Here is a 19,327-nt window from a genome sequence, read left to right as displayed (position 1 = left end):
CGTTATAATAGGAAGGGGCTATGAAAACAGGTGGATAAGCAGCAGTACGACACGATCAAATTGCAAATAAATCAAGAAAAAGAACAGATTTTGAAAGAAGTGTATGAATTAACAGCTGAAAAAAGAAAAATAGAACAAAAAAAAGAATATGATTTATATGTTGTAAAATCGCGTAGTAAAGTTGTACAAGCTGGGCAACGTATAATGGCTGGCATGCTTTCGTCACATACGTTTTCACCTGAAAGAATAGAAGAATGGAATCGGAAAATTAAAAAAACAGAGGATTTTATTCGAAAAAATGAAAGCCTTTTAGAACAAGTAAAAGAAAAAGAACGTGTCATTGATGAGATGTATCAAGAAGATTGTAGAAAGCTTGCGAAAATACGAGAAAAGCAGGAAGAAAAAATGCTTCTTGATTTGAAAATGTGTATGAATGGATGAGGTGAATGTAGTGATACAGTCTGTATTACCGGTGCAACAAAGTTTACCTCCGCAAAAAGAAAAAGGGCTAGAAGTACAATCTAAAAGTGAAGATTCTTCATTCGATCGTGCGATGAGAATGGAAAACAAAAAGCAGCCGAAAACGGAGAAAACAAAGCAAGAAAATGCACCAGGGGATAGAAAAGAAAACATTCTTTCTAAAAAATCGGCAACGAAAGAAGAGCCTAATGTAAAGAAAGAAGAAAAAAAAGAGACAGAACAGTTATTGTTAGCTGTATCTGAGCAAATGGTTGCAATTGAGCAATTACGTGTGCAGCCAGAATTGTTATATCAATACATACAAAAAATACAAGAGCTATATAAAGAATATGGAAATATAAAACTTAACGAATTACCCGCAGGTGAATTACAACAATTACAAGAACTCATTTCTAATATGAATATCAAAAATGCTATATGTTTAGAAGATACAATGCAAATGGCATTAGACAAAGTGAAGATGCTAGAGCAAATGATGCAAATATTGAACGTTGTAGAAAAAGAAGCTTGTAATATTGCAAAGCAACAGGAAGAGTTCAAAGACTTAGATGGAGATCTTCTGAAAGCTGAGAGCGAAGATGTCAAGGTAGAGTTGCCAGAAGGTGATGTATTCAACGATTCGAATTCTGCCGGTGCAGAGTTATTAAATAAAGCGATAAGTACCGATCACATAGGGAAATCAAATAGTGGCGCTGAGAAAGTTTCATTGCCTGACTTAGGAAAGAAAATGGAAGCACAAGTAGAAGCCTTGCAAAAGTTTGTAGTGAAACAAGAGCGTGTTTTATTCCAGCTAAATCCAGAAAAACTTGGTACATTGACAGTGTTTATGAAAAAACATGGAGATCAAATTGATGTTCATGTGGAAATGGAAAAACACGATGCGAAGAAACGTGTTGAAATCATTTTTGATGAATTGAGACTGAAGTTAAAAGAAAAAGAAATTAATATTCAAATTAGCTATTCAGATAAAGATGAAAATCGTAAAGAACAGCGAGAACAAGAGCAAAGGCAAAAGCAGCAATTAGCAAGTACGAAACATGAGAAACAAGAATCAAAAGAATTTGCGGGATTATTGGAGGAATAAAGCGTGCCAACAGTTGGATTAAATACAACGAGTACAAATCATATTCCGTTGCAAGCAGGAGCGCAGAATAGGAACGCACCTGTTAACGGTGCACAACCGGCAGTAGGGCAAATGAATGGAGTATCAGCAGGAGAACAAAAAACTCCTGGAGTAATGGGAAAAGATGATTTTCTGAAATTGTTTTTATCGAGTTTCCAGCACCAAGATCCATTTAATGCGATGGATATGAATCAAATGATGAATCAGACAGCACAATTATCTCTTATGGAACAAGTACAGAATATGACGAAAGCGGTAGATAAACTGCAATCAACGATGTATTCAACAGCGCTTGATGGTGGGATGAAGTTTTTAGGGAAGTACGTAAGAGGTATTGACGGTGACGGTAAAAAAGTAACTGGTCAAGTAGAGACAGTTCGCCTTGCAGAAAATAACGATGTACAGCTCGTAATTGATAATAAAGTTGTCTCTCTTCGCTTTGTTGAGAGAGTGTCTGATAAACCGATTGGAGAAACGAATCTAGAAGATGTAAAGAAAGACGACCAGAAAGTAACTGAAGAAGTAAAAACAACAAATTCATAAGGGAGTGTTCATACGTTATGATTAAAGCATTATATACAAGTATTTCAGGGATGAATGCAACACAAAATGCATTAAGTGTAACTTCAAATAATATTGCGAATGCACAAACAGTAGGTTATAAAAAACAAAAAGCGATGTTTGATGATTTACTGTACAACAATTCAGTTGGTGCAAAAGGTGACGATAGATACGCAGGGACGAACCCAAAAAGTATCGGTAACGGTGTGAAAATGAGCGGAACGGTGACGGATTATACCGATGGTACAATTACGTTAACTGGTGGTAAAACACAAGCAGCATTGGAAGGTAATGGTTTCTTCGTTGTAGGTGATTCAAAAGGCGGAAATATGGAATTTACACGTAAAGGGACATTTACAATATCTTCAGATTATTATATTACGAATACAGAAGGTCAATATGTATTTGCTTATCCAGCTGATCCATCAACTGGTAATGTTGATTTATCTGGTATCCCAGGACCATTGCAAATTCCAATGGGATCAGCAATCGGTGGTATTCGAACGTCACAAGGAATCGTTGGAGGAAACATTCCAGCTGATGCAAAACAAATTACGCAAGAATTGCCTGCATACGATGATGCCGGTAATACATGGACAATGCGCGTAGAGTTTACACAAGATGGTGAACATAATTACAAATATACAGTAAAGATGCGTAACGAATCGAAGAAAGAAACAGAGTTTACAGAGGTTCAAGGCGCAGGTGGTAATGTAAAATTCAATGAGGTAGGGAAGCCAGATCCGGTAAACCCTGAAGCGAATATACCATTTAATAATGGAACAGTAAAAATAGACTTTAGTAAATTAACAAACCACCCGACTGAGAAAACGATAGCAGTAACAAATGTAGATGGTAGACCAGCGGCCACTGTGAAAGATTGCTTTATTGCTGATGGTGGATATGTGATGGTAAAGTATTCTGATGGAAGTATGAAAGCGGCAGGTCAATTAGCTATTGGTATGTTCCCGAATGAAGGTGGCTTAATGAAAACTGGTAATGGTAACTTTACAGCGACAAATACAACTGGTATTTTAGCACTTGGCGTATCTGGTCAAAATGGTGCAGGGAAAGTACGTGGTAGTGCGCAAGAAGGCGCAAACGTAGATTTATCTGTAGAATTCGTTGATTTAATGTTATACCAACGCGGTTTCCAAGGGAATGCGAAAGTAATTAAAATTTCAGATGAAGTATTAAATGAAGTTGTAAACTTAATTCGATAATATATAATAAAGAAAAATTGTAATGTAGTAGAAAGGGTTTTTTACTCGTATGACAAGACAAGAGCGAATTTTACAATTGCCTTTTTTCGAAAATAAACGTGAACTTGCCGAGCAAGTGTTAAAAATGGAACGAGAAGAGCATGTATATTTACCAGATCAATTTGAAATTAAGCAAGTACCTCCGTACTCATTTGGTGAAAAACAAGCAATCATTGGCCGTATTCACGAGTTTTATTTCGTAAGTGTTGGTAGTGAAGGCGAGTGGAAGTATCAACTGTTTAAGGATGAGATGAAGTGCCGTGAGTTTTTTGTTACGTTATCAGGGATAACGGATCAGCAAATTGCGTTTTGGTTTAATAACATCGAGTTACTGAAAAGATCTTAAAAGATTTTAAAAGCTCTTTTTTTAGGTTTTGAGAGAGGACCTGGCGATGTGTGGTGGCGGTCAGTGCCTAATAGTGTCTCGACCGTTGTGTAAGACCAGAGATATGGAGAGTCGTTAGGTTAGTTGAAGAAGAGGTAAGTGAAGTGTAGTTGGAAAAGCTCTTAAAAGCTCTTTTTTAGGTTTTGAGAGAGGGCCGAGCGGTGTGTGGTAGCGGTTAGTGCCTATGTAGGTGCTCGACCGTTGTGTAAGACCAGAGATATGAAGAGTTACTAGGTTAGTTTAAGAAGATTTAAGCGAAGTGTAGTATGAATAATACCTGTGGTTTTAACGTGTTAGATGGACTAATAAGTTTATTTGTGGTGATAGATTTTTATAAAAGGAGAGGTGAGGAGGATGGCGCAGAATAAGTATCGCGTTACATTCATTTCGCCGAGTGAGGTTGAGCAGCGGACTGTAATGACGGCGAGTAGTTTGCCAGATTTAATTCGTAAAGTAGAGGGTATTATTGCTGATCCGAATGGTTATTTTGTAAATGATAAAAAAAATAATTGCTATTTTAAAGTGATGAAAGAAAATGTTACTTTCATTCAATATGAGTTGCTATTTTCAGATAAAGAGATTCATATTGAAAAATTAAAACATATAGCACCGGCAGTATTAAAGCGATTATTTGAAAAAATAAACGATCCGGAATTATATGCACTTGCGCTACTGGATGTTGATATAGCAACGAAAGAATATGTGCTAGAAGTAATGAATACCGAGTTAAGAATAAGAGTCGAAGCAAAGCTTTCAAAAAAATGGGAAGCGATGCCGACAGAAATTGTAGGAGCACAAGAAGTGTTACTAGAGGCCCTTGCTTCGTTTATAAAAGATTAATCGCCTGTTTAAATAAAGAAATGAATCGTTCGACTATCTATATTTTTTATATAGGTAGTTGACTTTTTCGTTTTAATAAAGCTTAATAATTAGATATACGGAAATAATGAAAGGGGAGCGACACTTTTATGTCACAAGCACAAAGTATTTTATTAGAAAGCGGAACAAATGAATTAGAGATTGTTACATATACTGTTGGTGAAAACCTATTTAGTATTAACGTAATGAAAGTACGTGAAATCATTAATCCATTCCCTGTTACAACTGTGCCAGAATCTCATCATGCAGTTGAAGGTGTTGTTCAAGTACGCGGTGAAATTTTACCAGTTATTAACTTAGCGACAGCTCTTAATTTAAAATCGACAAAGCCACTTGATCAAACGAAATTTATCATTTCAGAATTAAACCAAATGAAAGTTATTTTCCGCGTGGATGAAGTGCATCGTATTCAACGTATTTCTTGGGAGCAAATTGATGAACCAGCTTCATTATCTATGGGATTAGAAGAAACGACATCTGGTATTGTAAAACTAGATGGAAAAATCATCTTACTATTAGATTACGAGAAAATTGTATGTGAAATTAGCGGTACTGGTTATGATAATAAATCACTTTCAAAATTAGAACAAAAAACAGATCGCGGTGAAAAAATTATTTATATTGCGGAAGATTCAGCAATGCTTCGTCAAATATTAGAAGAAACATTATCATCAGCTGGATATACGAAAATGAACTTCTTTAGCAATGGTGCAGAAGCGTTAGCGCAAATTGAAAAGCTAGCGAAAGAGCAAGGAGAAAAAATGTTTGAACATATTCACATGTTAATTACGGATATTGAAATGCCGAAAATGGATGGACACCATTTAACGAAAGTAATTAAAGATAGTGAAATAATGAATCGTTTACCAGTCGTTATTTTCTCTTCCTTAATTACAAATGAATTATTCCATAAAGGCGAAGCGGTAGGGGCAAATGCGCAAGTAAGTAAGCCAGATATTCAAGAGTTAATCGGTTTAGTAGATAAGTTAGTGCTTTAAAAGCTTTTTTAGCTGGAATAGAAGCTCTAGCCATATATGGTGGCGGTCAGTGCCTAATAGAGCCCCATGCGATGTGAGACCAGAGATATGGAGCTAGTTTTTTAGCTAAACGGAAGAAGTGGGACATCGAGAGTGGTAGTTGGTGTACAATTTTATTCTGTTTAGCTGGAATAGAGGATCTAGCCATGTGTGGTGGCGGTCGGTACCTAATAGAGTCCCATGCCATGTTCAGAACAGAGATGTCGAGCAGGCTTTAGGGGGAATGGAAGAAGTGGATCGCCGAGAGCTTTTTAGAAGAACTGGTGAACAATTTTCTACTTTTTTCTAGAATAGGAAACTAGCCATGTGTGGAGCGGTCAGTGCTTAATAGAGCCCCGTGCGATGTGAGATTTTAATTGAAGATTTGTAGATTCTATTTATAGCTCTATCCTTTTAGTGGAGAGAAGGGAACTAGCCATGTGTAGTATTGGTTAGTTCCTTTTTGGTGTTCTATATGCTGTATAGTTGGAAAGATGGAACGTTGTTGGAGTGGTTGTGGCTGTATGTATAAACAATCTTCATTTAAAGATTTTTGGTTTGAAAATATAAAAAATATTCTTGGATTATTTTAGTAATTTTTCGTGATAACGCAAATTTTTTCGGTGAAATTACATTCTAAATACCATATAATATAATTAAAAGTCATTCATATGCAATTATGCATATAAATGAAAAAATCTTTTTCTATTTCTATACTTTCTATACATTTTTGTATGTTTATTATTTGACAGACAATTTCGAAATGTTATAATATGGATATGTAAAATTTTCTATTTTCTGAATGGACATGGGAGTCTGATGAGAATTGTGAAAGGATGAGGGGGAGTGGCACAGATTATGTATCACCACACAGCAATTAATGTATTAAGTCTCTTACAAAACATGTCAAATAATAAAATGAACGATATGCAACTAGAAGTGGAATTTAAAAAAATAGAAAAACAATTCCAAGTGAAATATGAAGAACTAGTTGATTTATATAATAGAATGGTATTATTTCAAATAGATATAGAAAAACATGGCGGGATGCGAGCATATGAAAAATCAACGATTACATGGCTCAAATCTGAACTGGAGTTACTGTATGAAGTGTATCAATTTTGCCAACGTCACGGTTTAAACATTATTAATATTTCAAAGTATGTTAGTAAAAACGAACTAAATCTTTTCCCGAAAACAGAAAGTCAGTTACAAAATACGTATTACAAATTAAAAAAACGTGAAATACCGTTTGAAAATATTGAAAAACAAAAACCTGGACGAAAACGCAAATATATACCTGTAAAAGAAACAAATGTTGAAACAAAAAAAGAAAACAATCAAGTATTAAAAGAGGAAGTACAGCATAAAGAGAGTGAAAAAAGCCTCGTAACAGTTATATCGGGTATCGTTGATAACTTTGAAACAATTAGTCAACATAGTGAAAGAAAAGAAGATGAACTGCATCAGTTTATGGAAGGTATTTATAAGCTTTCTAGCATGGCCGCAGGGCATTTTAAAGAAGAGTCTAATAGAAGTAGTCTGGAAAGTGAGTTGCGAGCGCTACGATCGGAAAATGAACGATTAAAACGAGAAAAAGAAGAACTTGTGCAAGATGTGAAAGATATGACGCAACAGTTAGTTTATTTCATTAAAAGTTCTGACGTCGATCAAATTCGTAAATTACCAACTTTCGTACAAGATTGTAAAACAGAATTAAATAAATTAGGACTATATAACGCACAAGACGGAAAAATGAAAATAAGGATCGACCGTAGAGGACAAGTTATGACGGTAGCACCATAAAAGTATTGGGTACAAAATAAAAGGGAAGTACATAGTTTATATGTATTTCCCTTTTGCTTTTGCATAAAAATGAGCCACAGGGGTGGATTATTTGAAGTGCATTTAACGTCTTACTTGGCGCAAAATAATCCATAGTATTGATGTGTTGCTCATTTCCATACAACGACTGCCTAGCAATCATAATCAAAACATTCGTATCAATACGCATAATAGCAACTCTTTATAGATTGGTATATGCGGTAGGTGTTTTAAGGCTAATAAACGGCTATGGAAGGATAGAAAGCCTTATGCTTATTGTATCTTTTTGTTTTAAAACAAGGGAAGAGAACGAAAATAAGCCCTGACCGCTTCAAAATATGGCTAGAGCTTCTATTTAAGCTAAAAAGAAAGCTTTGAATCTATCTATATAGAAAAAATAAACCTCTCCGCAAGCGGAGAGGTTTATTCATCTCAAATGGATTATTGTAATAATTTAGAAACCATTTGTGGAGTTTGGTTTGCTTGAGAAAGCATGCTGATACCAGCTTCGTTCAAGATTTTGAACTTAGTCATTTCAGACATTTCTTTCGCCATATCAGCGTCTTCGATTTGAGAAGCTGAAGATGCCATAGAGTTTTCTTGGCTCTTAAGATTTGTTACGTTAAAGTCAAGACGATTTAATGTAGCACCAAGTGTTGCACGATTATCAGCAATTTTTGTAAGAGCTTTATCAATTGCTTCAAGTGCACTACGAGCATTAGTAGCATCACCGGCATTATTTACTTCATTTTCAGCTACAGTTGATTCACCAATTGAAACGCTACCTAATCCTAAAGATGCTAAAGTTACACTACCAATTTTAACATCAATTTGCTGGTCTCCTGCATTTGAATCAAGAGTTTGAATTGTAATTTTTGTTCCTGTATTAGAAGGTGTAGCTGCAGGAGCGCTACTAGGAGCTCCACCACTACCAGAAGCTCCACCACTACCAGAAGCTCCACCGCTACCAGAAGCTCCACCGCTACCAGAAGCTCCACCGCTACCAGAAGCTCCACCGCTACCAGAAGCTCCACCGCTACCAGAGGTATCAGCTAGGCTTTCATTTCCATCTAATAAGCTTTGGTCATTGAATTTTGTGTTTTCAGCAATATATGTGATTTGTTTTGTTAATTCGCTAAACTCTTTTTGTAGTGAAGCTTGGTTACCTTTCGTATTCGTACCAGTTGCAGATTGGTTTGCAAGATCACGCATACGAAGTAGGATATTAGTTACAGAATTCATCGCTGAGTCAGCAGTACGAATTAAAGACATACCATCTTGAGTGTTACGAGAAGCAACGTTTAGACCGCTTTCACGTGCACGCATACGAGTTGCGATTGCAAGACCTGCTGCATCGTCAGAAGCGCTGTTGATACGTTTACCGCTTGATAAACGGTCCATAGCAGTACTCATTTTAGCTTGGTTTTGGCGCATGTACTCTTGTGTACGCATGCTATTAATGTTTGTATTAATTCTCATGTTAAGAACCCCCATTTTTTTATATTGAGTTTTCTGCAAATTGAAAAACGGTAATATGCAAAAAAAACAATTTCGAATTTATTGTAAGCCTTGCTATAATGGGTGTCAACTGAAAATTTGAATTAATAAATATAAAAAAATAACAGTTTAACAATTTAGTCGTTTTTTTATTACAATATAATTGCAAAGGATTATTGCAAACTTTACGAAAAAACTCTAATATTAGATTATCTTTGTTTACCGAAAAGGTGATATTATGGTAATTGGAAATATAGTAAAAGAAGTACTTGCATATAAAAAAGGACAGTTTCAGCAAAAGTTAAGTAGTCCGGAGGCTTTCGTTAGTAGTCGCTTTCAAGAAAAGTTGCAGAGCGAACCTATGAAGGAGACGAAGGCTACGGCGCAACCGGCTAAAGTAGAAGATATGAGTCAGCCTGTACAATCTACGAAAATAGAAGCGGTTGTGAATAAACCGGAAGCATCTATTCATAAAGTAGAGGAAGTAAGTAAGCCGGAAGAAAAGCCTGAAACGAAGAAAGTTGATGACGTGCAAGTCGCGCAAAAAGAGTTTGAACGACGTTTCCCGGAAACGAAAAATGAGGCAGTTGATACGTGGGGATTAACGAAGAAGTATAATATTCAAAAAATACGTTATTCAAACGAAGGGAAGTATGAGGATATTATAGATAGAGTAAGTCGTACATACGGAATTCCGAAAACGTTAATTCAAAAAATGATTGAAGTAGAGTCTAATTTTAATCCGAAAACGGTGTCGCATGCAGGGGCGATGGGCCTTATGCAACTTATGCCAGCGAATGTGAAAGAGATGGGTATAAAAAATCCATTTTCACCAGCTGAAAGTATTGAAGGCGGCGTGAAAGAGTTAAGTGGTTATTTAAAGAAAAATAACGGTGATTTAGTTTTAGCGCTTGCTTCTTATAATGCTGGCCCTGGTAATGTGAGAAAGTACGGAGGCGTACCACCATTTAAAGAAACGCAAGGATATATTAAAAAAATATTAAATATCGACGTTTCAAAATAAGAAGTTTCATATATAGAGAGAACATGAAATTTTCGTGAACATGATATGGGAGTGGCTAGATTGAAATTACAAGATGATATTCCGTTAACAATTTATTTTGAAATCGGAAATACGAAAAAGAAAATTGAAGATCTGCTTCATATTACGAAAGGTACATTGTATCGTCTTGAAAATTCAACGAAAAATACGGTGCGTCTTATGCTTGAGAATGAAGAGATTGGAACCGGAAAGATTTTGACGAAGAATGGAAAAATGTACGTTGAAATCGTTGAATTGAAAAGGTAGGGAAGGGGATTTTCATGAGTGGCGATAAATTAAGCCAAGAGCAAATTGATGCCCTGCTGAAGGCGGTAAATGAAGGCGAGGAAATGCCAGCTTTCGCACAAGAAGCAGGGAAGCAAGATAAATTTCAAGAGTATGATTTTAATAGACCGGAGAAGTTCGGTGTTGAACATTTACGTAGCTTGCAAGCGATTGCTTCTACGTTTGGTAAACAGACGTCACAGACGTTGTCAGCGCGTATGCGTATTCCGATTGACTTAGAGCCTTCGACAGTGGAGCAAGTTCCATTTACGAGTGAGTATGTGGAGAAAATGCCGAAAGATTACTATTTATATTGCGTCATTGATCTCGGACTTCCAGAGCTTGGAGAAATTGTTATTGAGATTGATTTAGCATTTGTTATTTACATTCATGAGTGCTGGCTTGGCGGAGATAGTAAGCGTAATTTTACGATGCGTAGACCACTGACGGCATTCGAGTTTTTAACGCTTGATAATATATTTGCGCTTCTATGCAAAAATTTAGAGCAATCGTTTGAAAGTGTTGTAGCGATTAAACCGACATTTGTAACGACAGAGACAGATCCAAATGCACTTAAGATTACGACAGCGAGTGATATTATTTCATTAATGAATGTAAATATGAAAACGGATTTTTGGAATACGACAGTTCGTATCGGTATTCCGTTCTTATCTGTTGAAGAAATTATGGATAAGTTAACGTCTGAAAATATTGTTGAACATTCTTCAGATAAACGTAAAAAGTATACGTCTGAAGTGGAAGTGAAAGTAAATCAAGTGTACAAACCTGTTCACGTTGCAATTGGTGAGCAGAAGATGACGATGGGCGAGATTGAACAAATTGAAGAGGGCGATATTATTCCGCTTCATACGAAAGTTTCAGATGAATTAATTGGTTATGTAGATGGAAAGCATAAATTTAATTGTTTTATTGGAAAAGATGGAACGCGTAAGGCGCTCCTATTTAAAAGTTTTGTAGAGTAGGAGGATCCATATGAAGCATGAAGTATCTCCTGTGTCATTAATGGGGTTAGAAGAATTTGCAGGAAAGCGAAATGAAGCAAGTAAAGCACATATTGATACTGTTTCAGATATTTCGATTGAACTTGGTGTAAAGCTTGGGAAAACATCTATTAGGCTCGGTGATGTGAAACAGTTAAAAGTGGGCGATGTTCTGGAGGTAGAGAAAAACTTAGGACATAAAGTAGATGTATATTTAAGTAATATGAAAGTCGGCATTGGGGAAGCGATCGTAATGGACGAGAAGTTCGGTATTATCATTTCTGAAATTGAAGCTGACAAGAAGCAAGCTGCGCTTATGAAAGCGCAAAGTCAAATGCAAGATAAAGAGTAGAGGAGGAGTCATATGTCGTATATGACGACCTTATTTCAAGTCGTTTTACTGTTTGGTGCGCTCGGCTACGGTGCATATTATATGACGAAAAAGACGCGCAAACAGCAGTTTTTTAAACAAGGTGAAAATGGTCATATTCAGGTAAAAGACGGCGTTTATTTAAATCATCAAACGAGCGCCTTTTTATTTGAAGTAGACGGCAAGCAAGTGTTCACTGTTATTAGTAATAACGGTGTACAATCTGTGCAATTAACAGGAACAGGAAATCAGTTTCAACAAGCGCTAGAAGACGCGGTGAAGAGTGAAACGAAAAAAGTAGAGGATCCATCATGAGAATAAAGAAACAGTTATCGTTATTAGCCGTTATTTTCGTATTTTCTATCGTTTTTTCAATTATTTTTGTAAATCCAGCGTATGCAGCCCAAAACGGTTTTATTAATTTCGAAAATGGAAAAGAGTTTACGAGTAATTCAAGTGTACAGCTATTTGCGCTCGTTACCCTTTTATCATTATCTTCATCTATCGTTCTATTATTTACACATTTTACTTATTTTATGATTGTTCTTGGGATTACACGTCAAGGGCTTGGGGTAATGAATTTACCACCGAACCAAGTACTTGTTGGACTTGCCTTATTTTTATCACTCTTTACGATGCAGCCTGTTCTTGGGCAGCTAAAGAGCGATGTGTGGGATCCGATGACGAAAGAGAAAATAACGGTAAGTCAAGCTGCGGAAACGACAGCGCCGATTATGAAAGAGTATATGTCAAAACATACGTATAAGCATGATTTAAAAATGATGCTGAAAGTGCGCGGAGAAGAGTTGCCGAAAGATTTAAAAGATCTTTCACTATTTACGCTCGTACCATCCTTTACGTTAACGCAAATTCAAAAGGGATTGTTAACAGGGATGTTCATTTATTTAGCGTTTGTATTTATAGATTTGATTATTAGTACACTGTTAATGTACCTCGGGATGATGATGGTACCGCCGATGATTTTAAGTTTACCATTTAAAATACTCGTTTTCGTATATTTAGGTGGATATACAAAAATCGTCGACATTATGTTTAAAACGGTCGCCTGAAGCGTTTGATGCTATGTGATAGGAGTCATATAAATGAATACGTCACCAATTATAGATATTTTTCAAACCTTTTTTTATAAAGGGGTTATGATTTTAATGCCGGTTGCCGGTGTTAGTATGATTGTCGTTATTATCATCGCTGTCATTATGGCGATGATGCAAATTCAAGAACAAACGCTGACGTTTTTACCGAAAATGGCGAGTATTGTACTCGTTATTATCATTTTAGGTCCGTGGATGTTTCAAGAGTTAACGACGCTTATTTTAGATTTATTTGATAAAATTCCATCGCTATTGCGTTCGTACTAAGATAGGGGAACTGAAATGAATATGGAATTATGGGCGGCGACGTTTTTTGCGTTTTGCCGCATTACTTCATTTTTATATTTTTTACCGTTTTTCTCAGGTCGATCCATTCCAGCGATGGCGAAGGTTACATTTGGACTTGCTCTTTCCATTACTGTTGCCGATCAAGTGGATGTCTCTCACATAAAGACAACTTGGGACGTTGCAGCTTATGCTGGTACGCAAATTGTAATTGGATTATCACTTTCAAAAATTGTAGAAATGCTGTGGAACATTCCAAAAATGGCCGGGCATATTTTAGACTTTGATATCGGTTTATCACAAGCAAGTTTGTTTGATGTAAATGCAGGCTCACAGTCTACTTTACTATCAACCATTTTTGATATATTTTTTCTTATTATTTTTATTTCACTTGGCGGCATTAATTATTTCGTTGCCACGATTTTAAAGTCGTTTCAATATACAGAGGCGATTTCAAAATTGCTGACGACTAGTTTTTTAGATAGTCTACTCGCAACGTTATTATTTGCGATCACATCAGCGGTTGAAATTGCTCTTCCGCTCATGGGAAGTTTATTCATCATTAACTTTGTTTTAATTTTAATCGCAAAAAACGCTCCGCAATTAAACGTTTTTATGAATGCGTATGTTATTAAAATTACGTGTGGCATTTTGTTTATTGCGATGAGTGTACCGATGCTCGGTTATGTGTTTAAAAATATGACGGATGTATTGCTTGAGGAATATACGAAACTATTTAACTTTTTCTTAACGAAGTAGGGGGACGCTCATGGCAAAGGATAATAAAACAGAAAAGGCCACCCCGCAGAAGCGTAAGAAATCGCGTGAAGAAGGGAATATTGCCCGGAGTAAAGATTTAAATAATTTATTTTCCATTCTTGTATTAGCAGTTGTCGTTTACTTTTTCGGAGATTGGCTAGGGTTTGAGATTGCCAATTCCGTATCGGTGCTGTTTGATCAAATTGGAAAAAATACAGATTCGACCGAGTACTTTTATTTAATGGGGATTTTACTATTAAAAGTATCAGCTCCCATATTAATACTCGTATACGCTTTTCATTTATTCAATTATATGATTCAAGTCGGTTTCTTATTTTCTTCTAAAGTTATTAAGCCGAAAGCGTCACGTATTAACCCAAAAAACTATTTTACGCGATTGTTTAGTCGTAAAAGTTTAGTAGATATTTTGAAATCACTGTTTTATATGGGATTAATCGGTTACGTTGCTTACGTTCTCTTTAAAAAGAATTTAGAGAAAATCGTGAGTATGATTGGATTTAACTGGACTGCGTCACTTACTGAAATTATTAGGCAAATTAAATTTATCTTCTTAGCTATTTTAATTATATTAATCGTTCTTTCTATTATTGATTTTATTTATCAAAAGTGGGAGTACGAACAAGATATTAAGATGAAAAAAGAAGAAGTAAAACAAGAGCATAAAGATAATGAAGGGGACCCGCAAGTAAAGGGAAAACGAAAAAACTTTATGCATGCCATATTGCAAGGAACAATTGCGAAGAAGATGGATGGCGCAACATTTATTGTAAATAACCCGACTCATATTTCGGTCGTACTCAGATACAATAAACACGTTGATGCAGCACCAATTGTCGTTGCAAAAGGGGAAGATGAACTCGCATTATATATACGAACGCTTGCCCGTGAACAAGAAATACCAATGGTGGAAAATCGTCCGCTTGCTCGTTCTTTATATTATCAAGTCGAGGAAGATATGGCGATTCCAGAAGATTTATACGTAGCTGTAATTGAAGTTATGCGCTATTTAATTCAAACGAATGAACTTGAAGTATAATAGCGCGTTTGGAGGAGATCTCTTTGTTTAAGATAGATTCTGCAAGAACCTATTTTTCTATCTTTTTAGCAGCGTCATTCGTAGTGGCGCTCTTAATTCCACTTCCACCATTTATACTTGATATCATTATCGTTTTTCTACTAAGTATGTCAGTGCTTATTTATATGCGAGCGACAAGTATTAACGAGTGGGATGAATTAAAGTCATTTCCGACGATGTTGTTATTAATCGGGATTTTCCGCGTATCGATTAACGTATCGACGACGCGAGCGATTTTGACAAACGGAAATGCCGGTCATGTTATTGAAGAGTTCGGTCAATTCGTAATTGGCGGGAACTTATTAATTGGTATCGTTATTTTTACAGTATTAATCATATTCCAGTTTATCGTTGCAAACGGTGCATCTCGTACAGCTGAAGTAGCAGCACGTTTTACACTTGATTCTTTACCAGGGAAACAAATGTCGATTGATGCTGATTTAAACCAGCGCATTATTACAGAAAAAGATGCACAGGCAAAACGAAAAAAATTAAATATGGAAACAGAGTTTTACGGAGCGATGGATGGTGCCGGGAAGTTCATTAAAGGGGACGTTATTTTCGGGATTGTCATTTTATTCGTAAATATTATTTTCGGTTTAATTGTCGGAATGATGCAGCAAGGAATGAGTTTTGGTGAAGCGGCTCTTCATTATACGCAGTTAACTGTCGGTGACGGGATTGTAAACCAAATTGGCTCTTTAATGCTTGCGATTTCAACTGGTATTATTGTAACGCGTGTATTTGACGGTTCACCGGATACGGTAACGGAAGGTATCTTTAAAGAGTTATTAGCACATGAAGTAGTTGTATATGCGCTCGGTGGTTTATTTATCGCAATGGGTATTTTTACTCCGCTACCATTTCTACCATTTGCACTCGTTGGTGGAACAATTATCTTCTTAGGAATTCGTAATAAAAACCGAATAAAGAAAGAAAAAGAAGACGAGCTTCAAAAAGAAATAGAAATGATTCAAGGCGAAGATGAACAACTGCAACAAGTGGAAGATTCATTTGGCGTATTTACAGATAAATATCCAATTATTGTAGAACTCGGCTTAGATTTAGCAGCACTTGTAAAGCAGAAAATTAACGGGGAAACAGCTCGTGATAAAGTTGTTCTTATGAGGAAATCGATTATTACCGACCTTGGTATTAACGTTCCTGGAATTAACTTTAAAGATAATACGAGTTTTAGACCACGTGGACGTTACATTATTCGTATTAAAGGTGCGAAGGCAGCTGAAGGTGTTTTAAAATCAGGTTACTTATTAGCACTGAAAACACCGAACGTAATGGCCGATTTAGATGCAGAACCAGCGAAAGATCCAATTTTTGGCGAGGATGGATATTGGATTTTAGAGCATATGGTACAAGATGCACAAATGAAAGGCTATCAAGTATTAGAGCCACTTAGCATATTAATTACGCATTTAGATGTTGTCGTTAGACGTAATCTTCATGAGTTAATTCAGCGTCAACATGTAAAAGACTTAATTAATTCGCTTGAAAATGATAACGGCGTTTTATTAGAAGAGATTAAGAAGAAAGAAATTGACTTATCACTCGTTCAAAATGTTATTAAACAACTACTAAAAGAAGGTATTTCTATTCGTGATTTACCAACCATTATTGAAGGTATTATTGACGGAAAAGAAATTTATCAAAATCATGTTGACGGTGTAACATCATTCGTCCGTGAATGTATTTCAAAAGTGATTTGTGAAAATGCGAAAAATCCTGACGGTAAAATATATGCGGCGCTCTTCTCAGATACAATTGAGTTAGACGCAGACGTTGTGAACAATTCTTATCAAGGTTATTTATTAAACTGGGATTTAGATTTAGAAACGCGAGTCGTTGAGCAAGTACAACGCGTATTGAAACAAGCGAGGTTAATGGGAAGAGAACCAGTATTATTAACGCGTAGAAAAGATTTCAGATTTGCGATTGTAAGACTTCTTGAGCGCTACCAAGTAGAAGCGCAAGTACTTTGTATTAGCGAATTAGCACCAGAAATTGTTGTAGATCAAATTGCCTATATTGAATAGTAGGGGGTGAAGTAATGGAAAGTACAGAAAAGAAAGAAGCGTTAATGCGAATAAAAGCAGCTTCGAAAAATGAATTGTATCGAAAGTTATTTGACCAATATGGTACAGATTATTATTACGTTGTCGATGAAAGTGTAAAACGAAATATCCCGTTTTTTTGGAAAAAGAATTATGAAATGTTAGTTGCTTTTCCAGAGGATAAACAGGAAGAAGTGAACGAAGGTACAGCTGAATTTCATGAACAATTAATGGATGTTGTGAATGATCCTTCAGAACAAATTGTGAAGGCGAACGGAATTCAATCGGTACTGCACAATTTAGAAAACGTGACGACTCCTATGTCATACGCGGCGATGCAAACAGGAAATAGTGAAGAATGGGCAAGAAAGAAAGAGAAACTATTAAAGCTGTTTGAAAAAGGTATCGTCGTTGTGAAACAGACGGAAGAAACGAAAGTAACGAAAAAGCAAAAAGCTGTGAAAAAAGTCGTTCCTGTCAAGAAAGAAGAAGTGGTTGTAAAGAAAGAAAAGCAAGAATCTGTACCATTTATTATTCAAAAAGTAATTCGTATGCTAGAGCAAAACGACGTAGAACAATACTTCATTCATGCATATGCTGAAAAGTTAAAAGTGAAGTTTGAGAATGCAACGATGATTACAGAAGAAGAAGTGATCAAATATATATTGGAAGATATGAGCTCTCATTTCAACACAGAAAACGTATTTGAAAAAGAAGTACAAACAATTGCATTAATCGGTCCAACGGGTGTTGGAAAAACAACGACACTTGCGAAAATGGCATGGCAATTTCACGGTAAGAAAAAAACGGTTGGTTTCATTACGACCGACCATTCTCGCATTGGAACAGTGCAGCAATTGCAAGATTACGTAAAGACAATTGGATTTGAAGTAATCGCTGTACGTGATGAAGCTGCAATGACAAGAGCGCTTACGTACTTTAAAGAAGAAGCGCGCGTCGATTATATTTTAATTGATACAGCTGGAAAAAATTATCGTGCGTCAGAAACAGTGGAAGAAATGATTGAAACGATGGGACAAGTAGAGCCAGATTATATTTGTTTAACGTTATCAGCTTCGATGAAAAGTAAAGACATGATCGAAATCATTACGAACTTTAAGGATATCCATATTGATGGTATCGTCTTTACGAAATTTGATGAAACGGCAAGTAGTGGTGAATTGTTGAAAATTCCAGCAGTATCATCAGCTCCTATTGTATTAATGACAGACGGACAAGACGTAAAGAAAAACATACATATTGCTACAGCGGAACATTTAGCGAAACAAATGTTGCAAACATCATAGAAAAGAGGTGAAGGATAAGGCAACTGCCTTATTCAAACGAGTATGAACGGTCTTTATATAGGTTCTATGGGTATGATGAATTACATGCAGCGCATTAATGTTCATTCGAATAACGTTGCAAATGCGCAAACGACAGGATTTAAAGCAGAAAATATGACTTCTAAAGTATTTGATGTACAAGATACATATCGTCGCGGAGATGGGGCTGTAACAAATATCGGTTCGGTCGATTATGCTGTAGTGCCAGCCGCAACGCATGTGAACTTAGTACAAGGAAATATACAAATGACAAATAGTGCTACAGATTTCTTTTTAGATGACGGTGCAAACGGTACAACATCATTTTTCGTTACATCTAAAAACGATGAAACATTCTTAACGAGGGATGGTAGTTTTACAATAAATAGTGATCGTTACTTGCAAACATCATCTGGTGCTTTTGTTATGGGAGAGAATAATGAACGTATTCGTATTCCTGAAGGAGCAAAGGTAGCTGTACAAGCAGATGGTACATTATATGATGAAGTAACACAAAATAATATTGCTCGCCTGCAAACGAAAACAGTAGATGCAGAAGCGAATAATCGTCTCGTGCAACGTGAAAACAAAAGCTTTACACTAGCAGAAGGAAACATTGCTGATTTACCGAACGGAACAGGATTAGTGAAAAATCATATGCTAGAAAATTCAAATGTAGATATGACGAAAGAGATGGCAGATCTTATGACGGATCAAAGAATGATTTCAGCATCACAACGCGTTATGACTTCATTTGATAAAATTTATGAAAAAGAAGCGAATGAAATATTGAGATAAAGGACTTCCGTTAGTGGAAGTCTTTTTTATTTCCCATTTAAATTTCAGAATTCTCAATTGACTTTGCAGGTCTGTTTTTTTATATTAGTAGGTATACTAATAACTACTAATGTGCATACATCGTTTTGAAATGAGAGTTATATAGATTGTGAGGGGTA

General features: G+C 36.0%; 21 protein-coding genes. 20 read left to right on the top strand and 1 reads right to left on the bottom strand.

Annotated elements, in window-relative coordinates; all coding sequences use genetic code 11:
• Positions 1 to 30 precede the first annotated feature (30 nt).
• From ACTFNE_RS14735 to ACTFNE_RS14700, 8 genes are all read left to right on the top strand, one after another.
• Entirely contained in the window at positions 31 to 441 is a 411-nt protein-coding gene (locus ACTFNE_RS14735; protein ID WP_000360867.1) for a hypothetical protein, read from the top strand.
• A complete protein-coding gene (locus ACTFNE_RS14730; RefSeq protein ID WP_270705583.1) occupies positions 434 to 1,564 on the top strand; it encodes a flagellar hook-length control protein FliK in 1,131 nt (376 codons plus the stop codon). The genes ACTFNE_RS14735 and ACTFNE_RS14730 overlap by 8 nt, the downstream gene beginning before the upstream one ends.
• A 3-nt stretch (positions 1,565 to 1,567) precedes the next feature.
• Positions 1,568 to 2,146 (top strand): flagellar hook assembly protein FlgD, encoded by a 579-nt coding sequence (locus tag ACTFNE_RS14725; RefSeq protein WP_001143465.1) that lies wholly within the window; start codon positions 1,568 to 1,570, stop codon positions 2,144 to 2,146.
• A gap of 17 nt (positions 2,147 to 2,163) precedes the next feature.
• A complete protein-coding gene (locus ACTFNE_RS14720; RefSeq protein ID WP_000588289.1) occupies positions 2,164 to 3,387 on the top strand; it encodes a flagellar hook protein FlgE in 1,224 nt (407 codons plus the stop codon).
• A 49-nt stretch (positions 3,388 to 3,436) separates the two neighbouring features.
• On the top strand, positions 3,437 to 3,772 hold the full coding sequence (locus ACTFNE_RS14715; protein ID WP_000198182.1) for a DUF3964 family protein: 336 nt from the start codon (positions 3,437 to 3,439) through the stop codon (positions 3,770 to 3,772).
• Positions 3,773 to 4,165: 393 nt separating this feature from the next.
• A complete protein-coding gene (locus tag ACTFNE_RS14710) occupies positions 4,166 to 4,651 on the top strand; it encodes a hypothetical protein (protein WP_046197319.1) in 486 nt (161 codons plus the stop codon).
• Between the two features lie 128 nt (positions 4,652 to 4,779).
• Positions 4,780 to 5,688 carry a chemotaxis protein gene (locus ACTFNE_RS14705; RefSeq protein ID WP_000075952.1) on the top strand — a complete coding sequence of 303 codons (909 nt, stop codon included), beginning with the start codon at positions 4,780 to 4,782 and terminating at the stop codon, positions 5,686 to 5,688.
• Between the two features lie 876 nt (positions 5,689 to 6,564).
• Entirely contained in the window at positions 6,565 to 7,512 is a 948-nt protein-coding gene (locus tag ACTFNE_RS14700) for a DNA-binding domain-containing protein (RefSeq protein WP_242301199.1), read from the top strand.
• 459 nt (positions 7,513 to 7,971) lie between these two features.
• Here ACTFNE_RS14700 and ACTFNE_RS14695 read toward each other — a convergent pair whose 3' ends face one another.
• Complete coding sequence (locus ACTFNE_RS14695; protein ID WP_439998135.1) at positions 7,972 to 9,009, bottom strand: flagellin N-terminal helical domain-containing protein; 1,038 nt, start codon at positions 9,007 to 9,009, stop codon at positions 7,972 to 7,974.
• Between the two features lie 256 nt (positions 9,010 to 9,265).
• On the opposite strand from ACTFNE_RS14695, the gene ACTFNE_RS14690 reads away from it, so the two are divergent.
• From ACTFNE_RS14690 to ACTFNE_RS14635, 12 genes are read left to right on the top strand one after another with little or no spacing between them, the layout of a single operon-like run.
• Positions 9,266 to 10,051: a lytic transglycosylase domain-containing protein gene (locus ACTFNE_RS14690; protein WP_270705578.1), complete on the top strand. Its 786-nt coding sequence runs from the start codon at positions 9,266 to 9,268 to the stop codon at positions 10,049 to 10,051.
• Between the two features lie 60 nt (positions 10,052 to 10,111).
• The gene (locus tag ACTFNE_RS14685) at positions 10,112 to 10,336 is read left to right on the top strand and encodes a flagellar motor switch protein FliN (RefSeq protein WP_000775712.1); all 225 of its coding nucleotides are present in this window, start codon (positions 10,112 to 10,114) and stop codon (positions 10,334 to 10,336) included.
• A gap of 14 nt (positions 10,337 to 10,350) precedes the next feature.
• Complete coding sequence (fliM, locus tag ACTFNE_RS14680; protein ID WP_000012189.1) at positions 10,351 to 11,337, top strand: flagellar motor switch protein FliM; 987 nt, start codon at positions 10,351 to 10,353, stop codon at positions 11,335 to 11,337.
• A 10-nt stretch (positions 11,338 to 11,347) separates the two neighbouring features.
• Entirely contained in the window at positions 11,348 to 11,707 is a 360-nt protein-coding gene (gene fliN / locus ACTFNE_RS14675) for a flagellar motor switch protein FliN (protein WP_270705576.1), read from the top strand.
• A 12-nt stretch (positions 11,708 to 11,719) separates the two neighbouring features.
• Positions 11,720 to 12,040 (top strand): hypothetical protein, encoded by a 321-nt coding sequence (locus tag ACTFNE_RS14670; RefSeq protein WP_000121176.1) that lies wholly within the window; start codon positions 11,720 to 11,722, stop codon positions 12,038 to 12,040.
• Complete coding sequence (locus ACTFNE_RS14665) at positions 12,037 to 12,795, top strand: flagellar type III secretion system pore protein FliP (RefSeq protein WP_001220586.1); 759 nt, start codon at positions 12,037 to 12,039, stop codon at positions 12,793 to 12,795. The genes ACTFNE_RS14670 and ACTFNE_RS14665 overlap by 4 nt, the downstream gene beginning before the upstream one ends.
• A gap of 33 nt (positions 12,796 to 12,828) precedes the next feature.
• A complete protein-coding gene (locus ACTFNE_RS14660) occupies positions 12,829 to 13,104 on the top strand; it encodes a flagellar biosynthetic protein FliQ (protein ID WP_001098085.1) in 276 nt (91 codons plus the stop codon).
• A gap of 15 nt (positions 13,105 to 13,119) precedes the next feature.
• Positions 13,120 to 13,881, top strand: a complete 762-nt coding sequence (locus ACTFNE_RS14655; protein WP_001055694.1) for a flagellar biosynthetic protein FliR — start codon at positions 13,120 to 13,122, stop codon at positions 13,879 to 13,881.
• A 10-nt stretch (positions 13,882 to 13,891) separates the two neighbouring features.
• A complete protein-coding gene (flhB, locus tag ACTFNE_RS14650; protein WP_001989740.1) occupies positions 13,892 to 14,938 on the top strand; it encodes a flagellar type III secretion system protein FlhB in 1,047 nt (348 codons plus the stop codon).
• 23 nt (positions 14,939 to 14,961) lie between these two features.
• Entirely contained in the window at positions 14,962 to 17,028 is a 2,067-nt protein-coding gene (gene flhA, locus ACTFNE_RS14645; protein ID WP_078438036.1) for a flagellar biosynthesis protein FlhA, read from the top strand.
• Between the two features lie 14 nt (positions 17,029 to 17,042).
• Positions 17,043 to 18,353, top strand: coding sequence for a flagellar biosynthesis protein FlhF (gene flhF, locus ACTFNE_RS14640; RefSeq protein ID WP_270705571.1), 1,311 nt, complete (start codon positions 17,043 to 17,045; stop codon positions 18,351 to 18,353).
• A 42-nt stretch (positions 18,354 to 18,395) separates the two neighbouring features.
• Complete coding sequence (locus ACTFNE_RS14635) at positions 18,396 to 19,169, top strand: flagellar basal-body rod protein FlgG (protein WP_001013941.1); 774 nt, start codon at positions 18,396 to 18,398, stop codon at positions 19,167 to 19,169.
• The last annotated feature ends 158 nt before the right edge of the window (positions 19,170 to 19,327 follow it).

The organism is Bacillus cereus group sp. MYBKT111-2 (assembly GCF_051915205.1).
Lineage (GTDB): Bacteria > Bacillota > Bacilli > Bacillales > Bacillaceae_G > Bacillus_A > Bacillus_A paranthracis.
Note: the sequence above shows the minus strand (reverse complement) of the source record. Positions and strands in the feature narration are given on the sequence as shown.

Excerpts from the sequence above, each read along its gene's own strand:
- ACTFNE_RS14700 (WP_242301199.1), top strand. The coding sequence starts at position 6,565 with ATGTATCACCACACAGCAATTAATGTATTAAGTCTCTTACAAAACATG.
- flhB (WP_001989740.1), top strand. The coding sequence starts at position 13,892 with ATGGCAAAGGATAATAAAACAGAAAAGGCCACCCCGCAGAAGCGTAAG.
- fliM (WP_000012189.1), top strand. The coding sequence starts at position 10,351 with ATGAGTGGCGATAAATTAAGCCAAGAGCAAATTGATGCCCTGCTGAAG.
- ACTFNE_RS14690 (WP_270705578.1), top strand. The coding sequence starts at position 9,266 with ATGGTAATTGGAAATATAGTAAAAGAAGTACTTGCATATAAAAAAGGA.
- ACTFNE_RS14670 (WP_000121176.1), top strand. The coding sequence starts at position 11,720 with ATGTCGTATATGACGACCTTATTTCAAGTCGTTTTACTGTTTGGTGCG.
- fliN (WP_270705576.1), top strand. The coding sequence starts at position 11,348 with ATGAAGCATGAAGTATCTCCTGTGTCATTAATGGGGTTAGAAGAATTT.
- ACTFNE_RS14655 (WP_001055694.1), top strand. The coding sequence starts at position 13,120 with ATGAATATGGAATTATGGGCGGCGACGTTTTTTGCGTTTTGCCGCATT.
- ACTFNE_RS14635 (WP_001013941.1), top strand. The coding sequence starts at position 18,396 with ATGAACGGTCTTTATATAGGTTCTATGGGTATGATGAATTACATGCAG.
- ACTFNE_RS14720 (WP_000588289.1), top strand. The coding sequence starts at position 2,164 with ATGATTAAAGCATTATATACAAGTATTTCAGGGATGAATGCAACACAA.
- ACTFNE_RS14730 (WP_270705583.1), top strand. The coding sequence starts at position 434 with ATGGATGAGGTGAATGTAGTGATACAGTCTGTATTACCGGTGCAACAA.
- ACTFNE_RS14705 (WP_000075952.1), top strand. The coding sequence starts at position 4,780 with ATGTCACAAGCACAAAGTATTTTATTAGAAAGCGGAACAAATGAATTA.
- ACTFNE_RS14665 (WP_001220586.1), top strand. The coding sequence starts at position 12,037 with ATGAGAATAAAGAAACAGTTATCGTTATTAGCCGTTATTTTCGTATTT.
- ACTFNE_RS14695 (WP_439998135.1), bottom strand. The coding sequence starts at position 9,009 with ATGAGAATTAATACAAACATTAATAGCATGCGTACACAAGAGTACATG.
- ACTFNE_RS14660 (WP_001098085.1), top strand. The coding sequence starts at position 12,829 with ATGAATACGTCACCAATTATAGATATTTTTCAAACCTTTTTTTATAAA.
- ACTFNE_RS14715 (WP_000198182.1), top strand. The coding sequence starts at position 3,437 with ATGACAAGACAAGAGCGAATTTTACAATTGCCTTTTTTCGAAAATAAA.
- flhF (WP_270705571.1), top strand. The coding sequence starts at position 17,043 with ATGGAAAGTACAGAAAAGAAAGAAGCGTTAATGCGAATAAAAGCAGCT.
- ACTFNE_RS14710 (WP_046197319.1), top strand. The coding sequence starts at position 4,166 with ATGGCGCAGAATAAGTATCGCGTTACATTCATTTCGCCGAGTGAGGTT.